The sequence below is a fragment of the Mesorhizobium sp. M1252 genome, assembly GCF_040318265.1.
Taxonomy (GTDB): domain Bacteria; phylum Pseudomonadota; class Alphaproteobacteria; order Rhizobiales; family Rhizobiaceae; genus Mesorhizobium.
This window is the reverse complement of record NZ_JAMYLX010000001.1, coordinates 417,742-434,056: the sequence shown is the minus strand read 5'-3', so window position 1 is coordinate 434,056 and position 16,315 is coordinate 417,742. Positions and strand designations below refer to the sequence as shown.

At 62.4% G+C, this 16,315-nt stretch carries 19 protein-coding genes; 9 read left to right on the top strand and 10 right to left on the bottom strand.

The window, feature by feature from the left end:
- The first annotated feature begins 147 nt into the window (after positions 1-147).
- From panB to NKH22_RS02125, 4 genes are all read left to right on the top strand, one after another.
- Positions 148-978 (top strand): 3-methyl-2-oxobutanoate hydroxymethyltransferase, encoded by an 831-nt coding sequence (gene panB / locus NKH22_RS02140; protein ID WP_352804475.1) that lies wholly within the window; start codon positions 148-150, stop codon positions 976-978.
- Positions 979-989: 11 nt separating this feature from the next.
- Positions 990-1,847: a pantoate--beta-alanine ligase gene (panC, locus tag NKH22_RS02135; protein WP_352804693.1), complete on the top strand. Its 858-nt coding sequence runs from the start codon at positions 990-992 to the stop codon at positions 1,845-1,847.
- A 224-nt stretch (positions 1,848-2,071) separates the two neighbouring features.
- The gene (locus NKH22_RS02130) at positions 2,072-3,232 is read left to right on the top strand and encodes a helix-turn-helix transcriptional regulator (protein ID WP_352804478.1); all 1,161 of its coding nucleotides are present in this window, start codon (positions 2,072-2,074) and stop codon (positions 3,230-3,232) included.
- Positions 3,233-3,414: 182 nt separating this feature from the next.
- Complete coding sequence (locus tag NKH22_RS02125) at positions 3,415-4,815, top strand: ArnT family glycosyltransferase (RefSeq protein ID WP_352804481.1); 1,401 nt, start codon at positions 3,415-3,417, stop codon at positions 4,813-4,815.
- Positions 4,816-4,831: 16 nt separating this feature from the next.
- Here the strand turns inward: NKH22_RS02125 and NKH22_RS02120 are convergent, their stop codons facing one another.
- The 4 genes from NKH22_RS02120 to NKH22_RS02105 all read right to left on the bottom strand — a co-directional run bounded on the left by NKH22_RS02120 (position 4,832) and on the right by NKH22_RS02105 (position 8,364).
- On the bottom strand, positions 4,832-5,320 hold the full coding sequence (locus tag NKH22_RS02120; protein WP_023710580.1) for a GNAT family N-acetyltransferase: 489 nt from the start codon (positions 5,318-5,320) through the stop codon (positions 4,832-4,834).
- 4 nt (positions 5,321-5,324) lie between these two features.
- A complete protein-coding gene (gene gatB / locus NKH22_RS02115; RefSeq protein ID WP_352740062.1) occupies positions 5,325-6,824 on the bottom strand; it encodes an Asp-tRNA(Asn)/Glu-tRNA(Gln) amidotransferase subunit GatB in 1,500 nt (499 codons plus the stop codon).
- A gap of 202 nt (positions 6,825-7,026) precedes the next feature.
- Positions 7,027-7,458: a CBS domain-containing protein gene (locus NKH22_RS02110; protein WP_023667498.1), complete on the bottom strand. Its 432-nt coding sequence runs from the start codon at positions 7,456-7,458 to the stop codon at positions 7,027-7,029.
- Between the two features lie 138 nt (positions 7,459-7,596).
- On the bottom strand, positions 7,597-8,364 hold the full coding sequence (locus NKH22_RS02105) for a rhomboid family intramembrane serine protease (protein ID WP_352908872.1): 768 nt from the start codon (positions 8,362-8,364) through the stop codon (positions 7,597-7,599).
- Between the two features lie 400 nt (positions 8,365-8,764).
- On the opposite strand from NKH22_RS02105, the gene NKH22_RS02100 reads away from it, so the two are divergent.
- From NKH22_RS02100 to NKH22_RS02090, 3 genes are all read left to right on the top strand, one after another.
- Positions 8,765-9,400 carry a PAS domain-containing protein gene (locus NKH22_RS02100; protein ID WP_023695380.1) on the top strand — a complete coding sequence of 212 codons (636 nt, stop codon included), beginning with the start codon at positions 8,765-8,767 and terminating at the stop codon, positions 9,398-9,400.
- 124 nt (positions 9,401-9,524) lie between these two features.
- Positions 9,525-10,142 (top strand): PilZ domain-containing protein, encoded by a 618-nt coding sequence (locus NKH22_RS02095; protein ID WP_023667501.1) that lies wholly within the window; start codon positions 9,525-9,527, stop codon positions 10,140-10,142.
- Between the two features lie 288 nt (positions 10,143-10,430).
- Positions 10,431-11,039: a transglutaminase-like cysteine peptidase gene (locus NKH22_RS02090; RefSeq protein WP_023667502.1), complete on the top strand. Its 609-nt coding sequence runs from the start codon at positions 10,431-10,433 to the stop codon at positions 11,037-11,039.
- A gap of 244 nt (positions 11,040-11,283) precedes the next feature.
- On the opposite strand, the gene NKH22_RS02085 is transcribed toward NKH22_RS02090, so the two are convergent.
- Positions 11,284-11,811 (bottom strand): gamma carbonic anhydrase family protein, encoded by a 528-nt coding sequence (locus NKH22_RS02085; protein WP_352670482.1) that lies wholly within the window; start codon positions 11,809-11,811, stop codon positions 11,284-11,286.
- An 85-nt stretch (positions 11,812-11,896) separates the two neighbouring features.
- The gene (locus NKH22_RS02080) at positions 11,897-12,265 is read right to left on the bottom strand and encodes a DUF6949 family protein (protein WP_023667504.1); all 369 of its coding nucleotides are present in this window, start codon (positions 12,263-12,265) and stop codon (positions 11,897-11,899) included.
- A gap of 110 nt (positions 12,266-12,375) precedes the next feature.
- Between NKH22_RS02080 and NKH22_RS02075 the strand changes: the two genes are divergently transcribed.
- Positions 12,376-13,101 (top strand): hypothetical protein, encoded by a 726-nt coding sequence (locus tag NKH22_RS02075; RefSeq protein ID WP_023702480.1) that lies wholly within the window; start codon positions 12,376-12,378, stop codon positions 13,099-13,101.
- 289 nt (positions 13,102-13,390) lie between these two features.
- Here NKH22_RS02075 and NKH22_RS02070 read toward each other — a convergent pair whose 3' ends face one another.
- The gene (locus tag NKH22_RS02070) at positions 13,391-13,594 is read right to left on the bottom strand and encodes a DUF3126 family protein (protein ID WP_006200852.1); all 204 of its coding nucleotides are present in this window, start codon (positions 13,592-13,594) and stop codon (positions 13,391-13,393) included.
- 255 nt (positions 13,595-13,849) lie between these two features.
- Entirely contained in the window at positions 13,850-14,698 is an 849-nt protein-coding gene (cysE, locus tag NKH22_RS02065; RefSeq protein WP_023691209.1) for a serine O-acetyltransferase, read from the bottom strand.
- Between the two features lie 133 nt (positions 14,699-14,831).
- Between cysE and NKH22_RS02060 the strand changes: the two genes are divergently transcribed.
- Positions 14,832-15,446: an HD domain-containing protein gene (locus NKH22_RS02060; RefSeq protein WP_023681513.1), complete on the top strand. Its 615-nt coding sequence runs from the start codon at positions 14,832-14,834 to the stop codon at positions 15,444-15,446.
- On the opposite strand, the gene NKH22_RS02055 is transcribed toward NKH22_RS02060, so the two are convergent.
- Complete coding sequence (locus NKH22_RS02055; RefSeq protein WP_023691208.1) at positions 15,443-15,943, bottom strand: GNAT family N-acetyltransferase; 501 nt, start codon at positions 15,941-15,943, stop codon at positions 15,443-15,445. The genes NKH22_RS02060 and NKH22_RS02055 overlap by 4 nt on opposite strands.
- A gap of 39 nt (positions 15,944-15,982) precedes the next feature.
- Complete coding sequence (locus NKH22_RS02050) at positions 15,983-16,297, bottom strand: hypothetical protein (protein ID WP_023744842.1); 315 nt, start codon at positions 16,295-16,297, stop codon at positions 15,983-15,985.
- Positions 16,298-16,315: the final 18 nt, after the last annotated feature.

Sequence of the window (16,315 nt, the reverse complement as noted above, 5' to 3'; positions counted from 1 at the left end):
TAAAGCTCTCATCGCCCGGCGCTGCCGCATGACCCCGAAAATCGAAATCGATTTTCGGGGTCATGCGCAACCAAAGTGATACAGCCTCCTTTGCGCGTCCACGGGACGCGCGGCGCTGTAGTCAACGCCGGCTGCGGGAGGTGAGGAATGGCCTTAGCTGTCGCCAGGATCAGTGCGGAGATAATACGCGCCCGCAAGGGCGGCGTGCCGGTCGTATGCCTTACCGCTTACACCTATCCCGTCGCCCGCCTGCTCGACGATCATGTCGACCTTCTCCTGGTCGGCGACAGCGTTGCCATGGTGCTGCATGGCCACAAGACCACGCTTGGCGCGTCGCTGGAAATGATGATCGTCCATGGCCAGGCCGTGATGCGCGGCTCGGCAAAGGCCTGCGTGGTGGTCGACATGCCGGCCGGCAGCTACGAGACTTCGGCCGCGCAAGCCCTTGCCTCGGCGCGCCGCATCTCCGAGGAAACCGGCTGCCAGGCGGTGAAGCTGGAAGGCGGCGTCGAAGTCGCCCTCCAGATCGCGGCAATCGTCGCGGCCGGCATTCCTGTGATGGGCCATATCGGCTTGCAGCCGCAATCGGTGGAAAAGGACGGTGGCTACAAGATCAAGGGCCGCACCCCGGAGAATGTGGCCGCGCTCATGCGCGACGCCGACGCGGTCGCAAAGGCCGGCGCGTTTTCGCTGGTCATCGAAGGCACGGTCGAGACCGTTGCCGCCGACCTCACCCGGCACATTACCATTCCTACCATCGGCATCGGCGCCAGCCGCGATTGCGACGGCCAGATCCTGGTCATCGACGACATGGTCGGCCTGACGGTCGACCGGGTGCCGAAATTCGTCAAGGAATACGCCGATTTGCGCAGCGCGGTCGCCGATGCCGCGGCGCGTTATGCGGCGGAGGTGCGCAGCCGCACCTTCCCCGGGCCGGGCCACGTCTTTTCAGCCGCGAGCGACAAGGACAAGGCATGAACCGGCCCCCCATCCGCCAGCCGCTCGTCGTCGACACCGTGCCCGGCCTTCGCGCGCAGATCCGCGAATGGCGGCGCGAAGGCCTGAGCGTCGCCATGGTGCCGACCATGGGCGCTTTGCATGACGGCCATATCTCGCTGGTCGGGGCTGCGCTCGCAACGGCCGATCGCTGCGTCGTCTCCATCTTCGTCAACCCGGCCCAGTTCGCCCCCACTGAAGATCTCGACAAGTATCCGCGGCAGCTGGCCCGCGATCTCGACCGGCTGACCGAGGCCGGCGCACAGCTTGCCTTCACGCCTACGGTTTCCGAAATGTATCCGGCAGGCTTTGCGACGAAGATTTCGGTCGGCGGCCCGTCTTCTGGCCTGGAATCGGATTTCAGGCCGACCTTCTTCGAGGGCGTCGCCACGGTCGTGGCCAAGCTCTTTCTGCAAGCCCTGCCCGACTACGCCATCTTCGGCGAAAAAGACTACCAGCAGCTTTGCGTCGTCCGAAAGCTCTGCCGCGATCTTGACCTTCCGGTGGAAATCGTCGGCGCGCCAACCGTGCGCGATGCGCATGGCCTGGCAATGTCGTCGCGCAACGCCTATCTCGACGCCGCCGAACTCGACGTCGCGCGACAGCTCAATGTCATCTTGCGCCAGACGGCGGCAGCGCTCGCGGCCGGTGCCGATGAAAACGGCGTGACCGGTAAAGCCACTGCCGCGCTTCTCGAGGCAGGCTTCGACAGCGTCGACTATGTCGCCGCGCGCGAGAGCCTGACGCTCACCTCGTGGCGGCGTGACGGCGATGGCCGCCTGCTTGCCGCGGCGTGGCTTGGCAGAACCAGGTTGATCGACAATGTGGAAGTTTCCTCATTTATTCCCTGAAAAATTCCAATTCCGTTCACTTTGATTTGTATCGCAGACCGGCCCGAGCGCTCTTAGACAACGGCTCATCAGGCACGTTCTGGCCAGCCCGTAAGCGCTCACAATACACCGAACGCCGCTGTGAGACGTTTCACAGACTTAACCACGCCGGCTATGTTGTGTGCGACCCCACGCAGAGACAGTGTGTTACCTGCCACTACGCTGCAATACTTACGAGGCTCTACGTGTCTGTCCAAGCCAACGTATTCGGTCGCGCCCTGCCGCAGATCGTCGAAGCGATTTACGATTCGATTGCCGATGTCGGCCGTTGGCCATCGACGCTCGAATCAATCTGCAAATTGGCGCTCGGCCGGCTTGCCATGCTGGCGGTCGTCGATACGGCGAGAAACTCGGCCCGGTTTTCGACTTCCTGCGGCGATCCGGTCCTGCTTGAGCCGCTGCAGCGCGACTACGCCTGCGAGGTGCCCTTCTTCAAGGCGGTGCCGAAGATGGAAATCGACATGCCGTTCACCGTCGATAGCGTCTACGCCCTGCAAGGCCCCGACGCCCGCCAGAACTGGCTCGAAAGCCGCATCGTGCGCGAGTGGGTGGAACCCAACCGTCTCGACGATTTCTTCTGGGTAGCGCTGATGAAGCAGCCGGCGCGCACCGGCACGCTGATGGTGGTTACCGACAAGGACAGGCCCCAGATTTCAGCCAGGGATATCGACCTGATGTCCAGGCTGGCCCCCCATGTCCGGCGTGCGGTGACCATCGGCGACCTGTTCGAGGCCGAGCGGCGCAAGGCCGACATCTTTCGCTCGATCCTTGAGAGCCTCGACCATCCAGTGCTGATCGTCGCCGACGATATGCAGATCATTTTCGCCAATCCGGCAGCCGAAGCCCTGCTCACCGAAACCGCCTCAGTGTCCTCGGTGCGCGGCCAGCTGTCCTTCGCTTATGCCAACGCCAACACCGCCATCGGTCGCGCCGTCCAGCTCGGCACGCGCGACGAATTCGCGCTCGGACCGTCCGGCATCAACATTCCGCTGGTGAAGGCCATGTCTCCGGCGGTGGCGCATGTCATGCCTCTGGCGCGACGCGACATTTTGGCCCGCATATCGCCGCGCGCCGCCGCGGCCATCTTCATTGCCGCCGCCGGCGCCGCATCAGTGCCGGCGCTGGAAGCGATCGCTGCGCTGTTCGGACTGACCGCAGCGGAAAAGCGTGTCGCCGGCCATGTCGCCGCCGGGCTGACACGGCGTGAAATCGCGGCTGCCAGCGGCGTCTCGGACGGCACCGTCAAATCACAGCTGGCGACGATCTTCGACAAGACCGCCACCGGCGATCAGCGAGAGCTGGAACTCCTGATGCGCGAATTGACGCCGCCGCTGCGCTCGGCCTGAAGCCATACTCGGAGTCAATCGTCAAATTTTTCAACTATTTGCCGGTACGCAGGCGTAATCCACAATACCAAGCCGGCATCGTTGCAATTCGGCCAAAATCATGGTGCGGTTCTGCTCCAGTCCGGAGACGGTGCATCGTGCACGACCGGACGTGGAAACCATTTCCTGGGCGGTCCCCGAACTTGATACCGACACGAATTGAACGGCTGCTGCCTTACCTCTTCCTGCTGGCCCTGCTTTGCATCGCGCTCGCTTTCCGTCCACTACTGCCGGTCGATGAGACGCGCTATCTCAGCGTCGCCTGGGAGATGTATCTCGGTGGACATGTCTTCGTACCGACGATGAACTTTGCGCCCTATCTGCAAAAGCCGCCGCTGTTGTTCTGGCTCATCGATCTGTCTTGGAACATCTTCGGTGTGAGCCGCGCGGCGGCGATGCTCGTCATCTTCGCCGCCTCGTCGCTGGTCATCTGGCTGACGACGCTTCTGGCCAAAACCCTGTTTCCCGAGCGCCCGGACATCGCCAGTCGCATCCCCTGGCTGGTGGCCGGCAGCACCGTCTTTGTCATCTATTCGACCCTGATCCTGTTCGACATGCTTTTGACGGCCTGTGTGGTCGCCGCACTGCTGGCGCTGCTGGGCTTCGCCAGGACCGGCAACCGCTGGCAGGCGGTGCTGGCGGGTCTGTTCATCGGGCTCGGCGTGCTGGCCAAAGGCCCGGTCGTGCTCATTCACATCGGCGCGCCCGTCCTACTCTATCCCCTCTGGCGTGACCGGCGAGCCGGCCTTGCCCCTTTGCAATTCTTTGCCGGAGCCGGCCTGGCAATTCTCGCCGCCCTTGTCCCGGTCGCCATATGGCTGGCGCCCGCGACCATCCTGACCAAGGGCAGTTTCGTCTACGATCTCGTGTGGAACCAGTCGGCAGGTCGGGTTACCGGAAGCCTGCACAATTCGCATGGCCGCCCATTTTACTTTTACCTGATGCTGTTGCCGCTCATGTTCGTGCCCTGGGCCTTTATCCCCCCGGTGTGGCGGCTGAAGCCGGCTGCCCGGATACGCAGCCTGATCGACACGAAATCCCCGGATATGCGTGCCCTGCGCCTGCTGTCGTTCTCGTTCATTGCGGTGCTGCTGGTCTTCAGCGCCATATCCGGCAAGCAGCCGCACTATGTCGTGCCGGCACTACCGTTCGCGACCATTCTGCTGGGCTACTTCATGGCCGAGATTTCAGTCGCCAGGCTGAGGGCTACGGCCTTTGTCATGCTTGCCCTTTTCGCCGTCGGCCACGCCGCCGCCTCGGCAACCGTGTTCAAACGCTACGATCTCGCGCCGCTGGCGAGCTTCATCGACGAACGAAAGGACGCCGACTGGGCCGTCGCTTACGACTATCAGGGCGAGGTCGGTTTCCTTGGGCGAATAGAAAAGCCGTTCGAGAACGCCGACAAGCCCGAGGAATGGCTCAAGTCTCACCCCGGCGGCTACGTCATCGAAAAGCAATCGAAAGATCCGGGCACATCCGAACAGATCGCCTTCCGGCAGCCGGTGGAACGCGGCTATCTGGTCGTGCTGAAAGGACAGCACTGAGCGTTTCGTCGGGCGCCTATCCCAGCGGTTTCTCGAAGATCAGCGCCGGCAACCCCGAACCGCCGCCGCAATCGGCGGTGCTGCCGACGGGCAAAAATCCCTTCGAACGGTAGAAGGCGATGGCCGGCACGTTGGCCTCTTCCACCTCGACGCGCAACCTGTTCGCCTCGGGAAAGCTGGCTTCGACCTCGTCCAGCAAGGCCTGGCCGATGCCTTGCCGCTGGCAGGCCGGCAGTACATAGAGCTGGTTCAGCAGCACGATCTTCGCATCCGTCGTTGCGGCGGCAAAAGCCATGCCGCCGATACGCTTGCCGTCATCGGCGACCAGGAATTCCGAGTTCGGCCTTGTCAGCCGCGCCTTGAGCGAGGCGATCGAATGCCAGTCGTCGGTAATTTCGATCACCCGCTGGGCGCCATAGATCGCGTCGTAGGTTGCGTGCCAGGTTTCGACCAGCAGCGCGCGGACAGCGGCAAGGTCACGTTCGCTGGCGGTGCGGACGAACATTGTTCTATTCGATACCGAGCTTGGCCTTGACCAGATCGTTGACCGCCTGCGGGTTGGCCTTGCCGCCGGTGGCTTTCATCACCTGGCCGACGAACCAGCCGGCCATGGTCGGCTTGGCGCGAGCCTGCTCGACCTTGTCGGGGTTGGCGGCGATGACTTCGTCGACCGCCTTCTCGATGGCGCCGGTGTCCGTGACCTGCTTCATGCCGCGGCTTTCGACCAGCTGGCGCGGATCGCCGCCCTCGTTCCAAACGATCTCGAACAGATCCTTGGCGATCTTGCCGGAGATGGTGCCTTCCTTGATCAGGTCGATCACGGCACCGAGCTGCTCCGGTGTTACAGGAGCATTTTCAATGTCCTTGCCGGCCTTGTTAAGCTGGCCGAGCAGGTCATTGATGACCCAGTTGGCGGCAAGCTTGCCGTCGCGGCCCGAGGCCACCTGCTCGAAATAGTCGGCGATCGGCTTTTCCGACACCAGGATCGAGGCGTCGTAGATCGACAGGCCAAGTGAGGAGATCAGGCGCGCCTTCTTGTCGTCGGGCAGTTCCGGCAACTCCTTGGCCAGCGCGTCGACATAGGCCTGGTCGAACTCCAGCGGCAAAAGGTCGGGATCGGGGAAGTAGCGGTAGTCATGCGCCTCTTCCTTGCTGCGCATCGAGCGCGTCTCGCCTTTGACGGCGTCGAACAGCCTGGTTTCCTGGTCGATCTTGCCGCCATCCTCGAGGATGGCGATCTGGCGGCGCGCCTCGAACTCGATGGCCTGGCCGATGAAGCGGATCGAATTGACGTTCTTGATCTCACAGCGCGTACCGAATTCGCCGCCGGGCTTGCGAACGGAGACGTTGACGTCGGCGCGCATCGAACCTTCGTCCATGTTGCCGTCGCAAGTGCCGAGATAGCGCACGATGGTGCGCAGCTTGGTGACATACGCCTTGGCCTCGTCGGCGGAGCGCATGTCGGGCTTGGAGACAATCTCCATCAGCGCCACGCCGGAGCGGTTGAGATCGACATAGGACATGGTGGGATGCTGATCGTGCATCGACTTGCCGGCGTCCTGCTCCAGGTGCAGGCGCTCGATGCCGATCTCGATATCCTCGAACTCGCCCTGCCGGTCGGGACCGACCGAAATGACGATCGTGCCTTCGCCAACGATCGGCTGCTTGAACTGCGATATCTGGTAGCCCTGCGGCAGGTCGGGATAGAAATAGTTTTTCCGGTCGAAAACCGACTTGTGGTTGATCTGCGCCTTCAATCCGAGGCCGGTGCGGATCGCCTGCTTGACGCATTCCTCATTGATGACCGGCAGCATGCCGGGCATGGCCGCGTCGACCAGGCTGACATTGGCGTTGGGCGCCGCGCCGAAAGTCGTCGACGCCCCGGAAAACAGCTTTGCTTCCGAGGTTACCTGCGCATGGACCTCGAGGCCGATGATGATCTCCCAATCGCCGGTAGCGCCGGGAATAAAACGTTTGGCATCGGGCGTGCGGGTATCGATAAGGGTCATGGTGGCCTGCGCTTTTGGCTCGCGAAAACTGCGATTTTCGCGAATTTGGGTATCGGTCTTCGCTAGTGCAAACCGCTTCGCGAGACAAGCGCCCAAAGCAGCGCAGAGCAGTGGGCTGGCCTTTTCAGCCCCTTTCGGCCGCTCGGCAACCGATAGAATGAACGCCGCCGGCCGGTATTCGGACGGCGGTTTCTTCGTCAGGTCAGGCCGTTGCGATATAGGCCCTGATTTCGTCGGCCTCGCGCTCGACATCCTCGATGCGGCGCTTGACCACGTCGCCGATCGACACGATCCCGTCGAGCAGCCCATCCTTTTCCACCGGCAGATGGCGGAAACGGCCTTTGGTCATGATCTCCATCACCTCGTTGACCGTGTGGTTCTCGTTGCAGATCTTCACTTTCGGCGTCATCGCCGAGCGTACCGTTATATCAAGTGCGGCAGCGCCTTCCCTGGCGACGACCCGCACGATGTCACGCTCGGAAAGGATGCCGACGATCTTGCGATCGCCGTTGGTGATGACCAGTGCACCGATCTTGTGGTCGGCCAGGATTCGAATGGCTTCGCTGAGCTTTACATTCGGCCCGAGCGTGAACACGTCATGGCCTTTTCTCTCGAGAATTGCCTTAACCGTCATGGCGTCCTCCTCCTCCTGCTTGGCTAGCCAGCTCCCGCCCTGACCGGCTTCACATAAGAGTGAACATCGTGCGCCGTGATCGGTTGCTTTTCAAGTGTGCCAGTGGGGTGTGCCAGTGGGCTGCGCCAATAGAGTGCGCTAGTCGGGGGTGCGCTGGTCGTCGGGGATCTCCCATTCAGGCGCCCGCCAGCGCCGGTCGAACCAGCGCAACCCGAAGAAGCCTGCGACGAGGCCGCCAATGTGCGCTTCCCAGGCGATCTGGCCGGGCTCTCCGAGCCCGAGACCGTAAAGGCCGGTGGCGAGATTGATGACCATCCAGGCGCCGAGAAAATTGACGACGCCGCGCATGCGCAAAACGATTGCGATCGGCAGCACGGGACCGGCAAAGGCCGCCCTGCCGGAGGAGCGGTCGGTACGGAACCCGAAGCGAGCCGCCGCACCCATCATGCCCGATATCGCCCCGGAAGCGCCGACCAGCGGTGCTTCGCCGTATGGATGGACCGCCCAGAACAGCACCACCGCGGCCAGCCCGGTGGCGGCGAAAAACAAGGCGAACCAGAACCAGCCGAGACGGTTGGCCAGCGGCGACCCGAAGGCGGCCAGCGCAACCATGTTGATGGCAATGTGGGCAACGCCGCCATGCATGAAGGCATAGGTGAAAGGACGGGTGAAGAGGAACCAGTCGAAACCGTATTGGCCGGTATAGAGGACCGGAATGAAGGCGCCGTCGGTGAGCAATGTTATCTGCTGCTCTTCGGTCAGCACATATTGCTGCAGCAGGAAGATGGCAACGCAGATGCCGATCACCGCCAGCACCGCCGGTGGCAGGTTGAACACCGGCTCGCGGCGCGGCGGCGGCGCCTCCTCGGTCTGTTCGGTCTCCAGGGGGCCGGCCGGTTCGCTCATATGCTCTGATCCAGGGATTTGCGTGTCGCGAGCATCTAGGCCATGCCCGGACAAATCACAAACTACGAATCACAAAGCGCGAATCACAAACCGCGAATCAAAAAGAAGCCGTCCAAGGTTTCCCTTGAACGGCTGGTCGAGCCCCCTGCTCCCCTAAAACTATTGACCGAAGTGCTGTTGGTCGTCGCGAAACGACCGCTTCTGGAGTGGTTTTGGTGTGCCATGGCGAGCCTGTGCGCGCAACGTAAACCACTTGTTAACCTTAACGCCCCCGACCCGTGAACAAGTCTTAACGACGCTGGCACGCATCCTGCTCCGGAACGCATGTAGGTCATCGGAGGGCGCCCTTTCTGTTCACCGATGGGACCATCAGACGGCAGAATGCGCGGAGTTTCATAGCATGAACCAGAACGGATCAATCGCGCTGTTCCATTATTGGAATCGCCTGCGTGGTGGACGTCCTGCCCCAAAGCGTTCGGAGGTCGAACCGGCCGACATCAAGGCGCTTTTGGCCGACACCTTCATCCTGGAAAGGGATACGCGCGGCGAAGCGGTGTTCCGGCTTGCCGGCACCAGGCTTTGCGCCGGCTACGGCCGCGAGCTCAAGGGGTTTTCGTTCCCCTCGCTATGGCGTGAGAAGGACCAGCGGCTGGTGTCGCGCCTCATTCACGGCGTTTTCGAGCAGAAATCCGTGGTGTCGATCACTTATGAGGGATTCAGCCGCAACGGCCGTTCCAACCACTTCGAACTGCTTGCGCTGCCGCTCGATGGCGGCGTCGAGAACCCGCGCTGCCTCGGCGTCATCAGCGCCGTGGAAAAGCCGTTCTGGCTGGGCGCCGACCCGATCACCGATGCGCTGATCGATGCCATCCGCGTCATCGATCCCGACAAGGACCCGATGTTCCTGAAAAACCGGCCGGAAATATCCGTTCCGTCGTTGGCTCCCGAACTCGAAGCGCCGGAGACCATCTCGGCGCTCGGTCGGTCGCGCCGTATCCGCCACCTCGTCGTGTTCGACGGCGGGCGCGAGCAATAGTCTCCAAGCCGGCGCTAATCTTAACTATCGGCGACCCACTTTTCTCCTTTGTTAACCTGCTTGGCTGTAGTTTTGGCCGAGATTCCACGCACGACGCGGGAATGCCAACGGGGTGTAGGCAGTCATGAGGTCAGCGGCGGTCGAATACGCACCGTCCCGCGCCGAAAGGCGTAACTTTCAGCGCGTCCGGGTCAAGATCTACGGGCGCTTCATGCTGGAGGACCGCACCGAACACCCTTGCCAGGTCGTCGATATGTCACCGGGCAATGTCGCGTTGCGCACCGAGCGCGTCGGCATGCCGGGCGAAAAAATCATTGCCTATATCGATCATATCGGCCGCATCGAGGGCGTGGTGACGCGCACTTCGCAGGACGGCTTTGCCATGACCGTCATTGCCTCGGATCGCAAGAAGGACAAACTGGCCGCGCAGTTGACCTGGCTCGCCAACAAGCATGAACTCGACCTGCCGGAAGACCGCCGCCACGAACGCGTGGCGCCGCGCAATCCGACAAGCGTGCTGCAGCTCACCGACGGGCGCCAGTATCAGTGCCGCATCATCGACCTGTCGCTGTCGGGCGCGGCGGTCGAGATCGACGTCAAGCCGGCGCTCGGCATCCAGGTGATGCTGGGCACCATGCGTGGCCAGGTGGTGCGTCATTTCGAGGATGGCGTCGCCATCGAATTCGCCGTCATCCAGCGCCCGGAAACGCTCGATTCCGAGTTCAACGCCCCGCGCGCCTGAACGATCGGCAACAGGCAGCAAAAACGAACCGGCCCTGCGCGGCCGGTTTTTTGTTGCCGGCGTTCCGCCTGCCTCTCCAGCTTGTAGCGGCACGCAGCAAATCCACGGCTCCACCCGGAAATCCGCGCCCCGACACCGCGGTTTTACGCCGAGACCTGAACGATTTTATATTAAAATAGGTCAAATTTTACGCGTATTCTATTGAGCTTTTACTCAATGTCTACTTCGGGTTTTTGCGTCAAATAAATCCAGCGCTGTCATTGTCTCCTCAAACGGGGAGACAGACCAATGGCGAAGATTTGGGGCAAGCTGTTGCTCTTGGCAATGGCGATGCAGCTTTCCGCTTGGGGAACTGCGCAAGCAGCAGGACCGGCCTACATGCACACTGGCGGCCGCACGACACAGCCGGTCGGTCACTACGAATTCTGCCAGAAGCTGCCGCAGGAGTGCGCTCAGCGCACGCCGAAGCAGGCACCGGTCGAACTGACCCGCAAGCTGTGGGCGGCGATCGTCGACGTCAACAATTCGGTCAACACCCGGATCGTGCCGCGCACCGATATGGAAATGTGGGGTAAGGAAGAGGTCTGGTCCTATCCCGACAGCGGCTTCGGCGACTGCGAGGACTATGCGCTGGAGAAGCGCCGCGAATTGATGGCGATCGGCGTTCCCGCCGGCAATCTCTTGATGACCGTGGCGCGCCAACAAAATGGCGACGGCCACGCGGTGCTGACCGTGCGCACCAGCCTCGGCGAGTTCATCCTCGACAATCTGGAGTCCAAGGTGCTGTCCTGGACCGACACCGACTATACATACCTGAAGCGCCAGTCCGACCAGAATTCCGGCGTGTGGGTGACGATCAATGACGGTCGCGCCGACGCGGTTGCCAGCGTCCGCTAGGACGCCATCACAGAGGTCAAGCACATCGAATAATGCGACGTGCCTAACGAGAAAGCCCGGTCGAGTCCCCACCCTCCCCGTCCCCAACGACCGGGTTTTAAGGAGCCGGCCCCGTCCCTGGGCCGGCTCCACCATTTCAGACCATGATCCCGAACCGAAGGACCGCGGCAGCGAAAAGTGAGAACCGGTTTTTGCTGCGCTGACCCGCCGTTCGGAAAAGATCATCGCCAAACAGGAATAGAGTTCAGGCCTTCTTCAGCCCGGCCTTGAAGCGCTTGCCGTTGGCGACATAGTGCGCGGCCGAGGCGCGCAGCCTGGCGACAGCGGCATCGTCCAGCGTCCTGATCACCCGCCCGGGCGAGCCGACGATCAGGCAATTGTCGGGGAACTCCTTGCCTTCGGTGACCAGCGCGCCGGCGCCGACCAGGCAATTCCTGCCGATCCTGGCGCCGTTGAGCACTATGGCGCCCATGCCGATCAGGCTGTTGTCGCCGATCGTGCAGCCATGCAGCAAGGCGCGGTGGCCGATGGTGCAGCCCTGCCCGATCGTCAGGGGAAAACCGGGATCGGTGTGCATCACCGTGTGTTCCTGGACATTGCTGTCGGCGCCGATGACGATCGCCTCGTTGTCGCCGCGGATGACCACGCCAAACCAGAAGCCGGCATTGCGACCGACGCTGATGTCGCCGATCAACGTCGCGTCCGGCGCGATCCAGTTGCTGTCGGGATCATCGAAACGGGGCGCCTTTCCGTCGATTGCATAGGTCGGCATTTGCAGTCTCCGATTCGTCGCAGGCCGGGACAAACCCTAGAACAATCCTACGAAAACCGCGTAGCGGTTTCCCCCAGCAATTGCCTCAAGGCAAATACCGCGCCAGCGATTCCACCAAAAGCTGAAGCGCACCAGGAGAGCCAATGCCCCAGGAGGCAATGGCGATCAGCACGATGCCCAGCGTCAGCGCCCAGGCGATCACCGTGCAGCCGCAGGACATCAGCATCAGCGTCGAAATGCGGCCCTCGCGCCGCGCATCGAGCGCATCGTTGGCGAGCATGAACGGCCCGGCGCAAGCGGTCGCGGCCAGCGAGCGCAGGATGTACGCCGGCGACACATACGGCTCGGCAAAGGCAAGCCGGCGGCCCGCCGCCAGTTCCATCACGGACCCGGTAAGCCCGCAGGCGGTGAGGCCGACGGCGAAAGCGAAGAGAACGGGCAGCAGCAGGCTCATCTTTACCTTCCGTTTACCATGAAATCGCACAGTCGCGTCCAGCGCAGCAAGAGCCATGCCGCGGCATGTGTGCCGCCCAGGGACAGAGGGCGGCGACTATGGGGATTGCGATGAAGCAGGCAGCGACCGCAGAAGAGTTCAACGTCGTCGATTCCGTGCTGATGAAGCGGGTGTTCTATGCTTTTGCCGCATTGGCGCTGCTGTCGCTGGCGATCAGCCTTGGCGGAAAATGGTTCGGCCGCTCGATCGCCATGGCCGGCTACACCGACGACACCACGGTCCACAGGGTAGTGATCGGCAACAATGTCATTGCCGTGCCGGCCAACGCCATCCGCTTCCTGCAGGCGCGGCGCGACGGCATCGCTTCGCGCCTCGACCTCTATCTGCGCTATCCCCAGATGGACGGCTACAGCGAAGCCGCCCGCGACGATTTCAACCACACGGGGGCCGCCAAAAACATCATCTTCCTGTCGTTTGAACCGCAGATGATGTCGCGCGACATGAGCGGCCGTTTCGCGCCGATCTATAGCGCGCTCATCAGCCAGCCCGGCGCGCCCGGCCCCGGCGGCACGACGATTTACGGTTTTACGGAAAAATCAGGCTATCTCAACGAGGTGCTCGCGGTCGCCGGCCGGGCCGGCAAGGACCCGTTCGTCGCCCGCTGCCTGAGCGGACCGAGCGCCGAGGAATCGCTGGCGCCCTGCGAGCGGGACATCCAGGTCGGCGACAGCCTCAGCCTGACCTACCGCTTTCCCCGGGAGTTGCTGGGCAACTGGCCGGCGCTTGACGCCGCTATCGTCGCCGAGGCCACGCGCGTCCTGAAGACGGGGCGCTAGCCTGCCTCTGTTCGGGCGAAGCGAAGCGGCGCAGAAGTTTACGAACGTTGGCGGGACAGCACCCCCCTCTGTCCTGCCGGACATCTCCCTCGCAAGGGGGGAGATTACGCCCCCATCACTGCTTTCGCCAATTATCGAGGTTGCAGAAGAAGAGCCGAGGAACTGCCGATCTCCCCCCTTGCGGGGGAGATGTCCGGCAGGACAGAGGGGGGTGGGAAGGATCGCCGAGGCTTGCTCTTCATCTCCCCACTTCGTTGGAGATAGGCAACTCCGATCCCCAGTTCCGCGATCAGGCCAGATCGATGTCGAGGATCGCCATCGAGAAATTATAGTCGCCGTCGTCCTCGTCCTTGAAGACGATGCCGAGGAACTCGTCGCCGACATAGACCTCGGCCGAATCTTCCTTGCGCGGCCGCGCCTTCACCTCGAGTTTGGGATTCTGGAAGACGCGCTTGAAATAGGCGTCCAGCTTTCTGATTTCGTCCGGCTTCAAAAGTCTTCTCCGATCGTCGGGCTTGCTCGTTGGAACGCGCTTCTGGCACGTCGACAATGGCGATGTAAAGGCAAGCCGGCTGGATAGAACGCGAACCCTGGGGCCGGATGATTTCAGGTCGAATCCAAATCCGCCTCTAAATCAAGGAGGTAGAGCATGATGTCGTCCGAAAACCGCCTCACACTTTTCGGCATCATGCTTCAGAGGCAACGGCGCCGGCAACCGGACTCAGTCCGGCACGCCGGGTGTTGCAAATCAGATGTCGAAGCTGACGACCTGGTCCATCGACTGCGACGGCAAAAGCTGGTCCATCTGCCGCGAAGGCTGGTCGCAGCCGGTCTCGCCGACGACGCGGGCCGGTACGCCGGCAACCGTCTTGTTGTGCGGCACCGGCGACAGCACGACCGAGCCTGCCGCGATCTTCGAGCAATGGCCGATCTCGATATTGCCGAGAATCTTGGCGCCGGCGCCGATCAGCACGCCGTAACGGATCTTGGGGTGACGGTCGCCGCCGGCTTTGCCGGTGCCGCCCAGCGTCACGCCATGCAGGATCGACACATCGTCCTCGATCACCGCCGTCTCGCCCACGACGAGGCCGGTGGCGTGGTCGATGAAGATGCCCTTGCCGATGCGGGCGGCCGGGTTGATGTCGGTCTGGAACACCGAGGACGAGCGGCTCTGCAGATAGAGCGCGAAATCCTTGCGGCCCTGATTCCACAGCCAATGTGCCAGCCTGTGCGTCTGGATGGCATGGAAACCCTTGAAATAGAGCACCGGCATGATGAAGCGGTCGCAGGCCGGATCGCGGTCGTAATAGGCCTGGATGTCGACACGCACGATCGACGACCATTCCTTGTCGTCGGCCAGCATCGACTTGAACGTCTGGCGGATGAGGTCGGAGCCGATGTCCTGATGCGCGAGCCGCTCGGCGAGCCGATGGATGACAGCTTCCTCCAGGCTCTCCTGGTTGAGGATGGTCGAATAGAGGAACGCCGCCAGAAGCGGGTCGCGGTTGACCGCTTCCATCGCCTCGTCGCGGACCGAACGCCAGATCGGATCGATCGGCTGGACCATTGTGGGGCGGGAAATGCTGATGCTGTTCATCGACGTCTTGTCCTGCGTCCTGGCCGCTTGCCTATTCTCCGGCGGCACATATAAGCCAGATCATAGCACGATTGAACTCAATTTTCCTTAGTGCTCGGTGAAATGGATTTGGTTCACGGAAATTCAAGCCGCCATGGAAAACGAACCCTTGATCGACGCTCCGCTGAAACGCGCGCTCTCCGCGCTCTATCAAGCTCCGGATCGCCACTATCACAACCTCGCCCATATAGAGGCGTTGCTGGCGCTGGCGGACGAATATCGAGCATCGCTGCATGATTCCGGCGCCGTCGAAGCCGCAATCTGGTTCCATGACGCCATCTATGACAGCCGCGCCAAGGACAACGAGGCCAGGAGTGCGGCACTTGCGCAGGACAAACTTGCCGCCCGCACCGATCCGGAGCGCCTCGGCCGCATAGCGGCGATGATCGTCGCCACCGCCACGCATGAACTGCCCAGCCTTCAACCACGGTGCCTTGCCGATGAGAACGCCCTCCGCGACGCAGCGCTTTTCCTCGACATGGACCTGGCGATCCTGGGTGCGTCAGCCGACGCTTTCGACGCCTATGAACAAGCGGTCCGCCGCGAATATGGCTGGGTCGAGGAGCCGATGTGGCGCGCCGGTCGCGGCGCGATTCTCAAGACTTTCCTCGCGCGCCAGCATATTTTTCACACGCAGGAATTCCGCCAGAGGTTCGAGCCCCAGGCCAGGCAAAACCTGGCGCGGTCTCTAGAAACGCTCAAATCCTAATCCGGAAATGTCTCCATGCGCTGCGCATAGGCTTTGAACCCGGCGCGCCTGTAGACCGATTGCGCAGCCGGATGGTCGTATGTGTCGGTATGAAGCCAGACCCCTTGCGGCGCGTGCGACCAGATGGCGCGAAGCGCCTGGTCGAGCAGGAACGGCCCAAGCCTGCGACCCTGGAAGACGGGGACCAGCCCGAAATGAACCAGCTCGACCTCAGGCTGGCCGACGCCGTTGAATTCGCACAGACCAGCCGCTTCGCCCTCGACGCGCAGCACATGGATATATGTCGAGGGCAGCGCCAGCAGGCGCTCGAGCTCTTCCGCCGGCATGCGCAGCCGCTGGTCCCACTGCACCGGCTCGCCGACAGCGCGGTAGAGGCTGAGATAGGCGGCGCGGTCCAGCCTCTCACGCACAACCCTGGCACTTGCCGCCGGGTTGGCGCGCGCAGGCGCCAGATCGGCCTGGCGCATTTCCATATAGGTGACGAAAAGTTCAACCAAAGCGGCACCGCCTCCGGCTGCAAGCCAGACGAAGATCGATCACCTGAAGGCGCCAACGGACTTGGTCGCCGCCCAAACAAAGAACAGGCCGATCACCAACGACAGCCCGTTGAGGAGGATACCCATGATGCCGAGGACATGATTGTCGTTTGAACGTCCCAGTGCCATCAAGCCAAAAACCACGCCGGTGATGTGCGCCAGCGGCGCCGCAACGAGAAACACCACCAGAAAAACCCCGCCGAGGACGTTTTGAGCGGCCAGCGACGCCTCGCCTGGCATCAACGCCAGCGTGACCACCGCCGCAAAATCCATTGCGAACGCCAGCAGGGCCAGGATCACCGAGCGTTTGCCCAAGCTGCTCCGCCCCACCAC

Excerpts from the sequence above, each read along its gene's own strand:
- panB (WP_352804475.1), top strand. The coding sequence starts at position 148 with ATGGCCTTAGCTGTCGCCAGGATCAGTGCGGAGATAATACGCGCCCGC.
- NKH22_RS02075 (WP_023702480.1), top strand. The coding sequence starts at position 12,376 with ATGAAGCAGGCAGCGACCGCAGAAGAGTTCAACGTCGTCGATTCCGTG.
- NKH22_RS02100 (WP_023695380.1), top strand. The coding sequence starts at position 8,765 with ATGAACCAGAACGGATCAATCGCGCTGTTCCATTATTGGAATCGCCTG.
- NKH22_RS02085 (WP_352670482.1), bottom strand. The coding sequence starts at position 11,811 with ATGCCGACCTATGCAATCGACGGAAAGGCGCCCCGTTTCGATGATCCC.
- NKH22_RS02120 (WP_023710580.1), bottom strand. The coding sequence starts at position 5,320 with ATGTTCGTCCGCACCGCCAGCGAACGTGACCTTGCCGCTGTCCGCGCG.
- NKH22_RS02110 (WP_023667498.1), bottom strand. The coding sequence starts at position 7,458 with ATGACGGTTAAGGCAATTCTCGAGAGAAAAGGCCATGACGTGTTCACG.
- NKH22_RS02090 (WP_023667502.1), top strand. The coding sequence starts at position 10,431 with ATGGCGAAGATTTGGGGCAAGCTGTTGCTCTTGGCAATGGCGATGCAG.
- cysE (WP_023691209.1), bottom strand. The coding sequence starts at position 14,698 with ATGAACAGCATCAGCATTTCCCGCCCCACAATGGTCCAGCCGATCGAT.
- NKH22_RS02060 (WP_023681513.1), top strand. The coding sequence starts at position 14,832 with ATGGAAAACGAACCCTTGATCGACGCTCCGCTGAAACGCGCGCTCTCC.
- NKH22_RS02095 (WP_023667501.1), top strand. The coding sequence starts at position 9,525 with ATGAGGTCAGCGGCGGTCGAATACGCACCGTCCCGCGCCGAAAGGCGT.
- gatB (WP_352740062.1), bottom strand. The coding sequence starts at position 6,824 with ATGACCCTTATCGATACCCGCACGCCCGATGCCAAACGTTTTATTCCC.
- NKH22_RS02080 (WP_023667504.1), bottom strand. The coding sequence starts at position 12,265 with ATGAGCCTGCTGCTGCCCGTTCTCTTCGCTTTCGCCGTCGGCCTCACC.
- NKH22_RS02105 (WP_352908872.1), bottom strand. The coding sequence starts at position 8,364 with ATGAGCGAACCGGCCGGCCCCCTGGAGACCGAACAGACCGAGGAGGCG.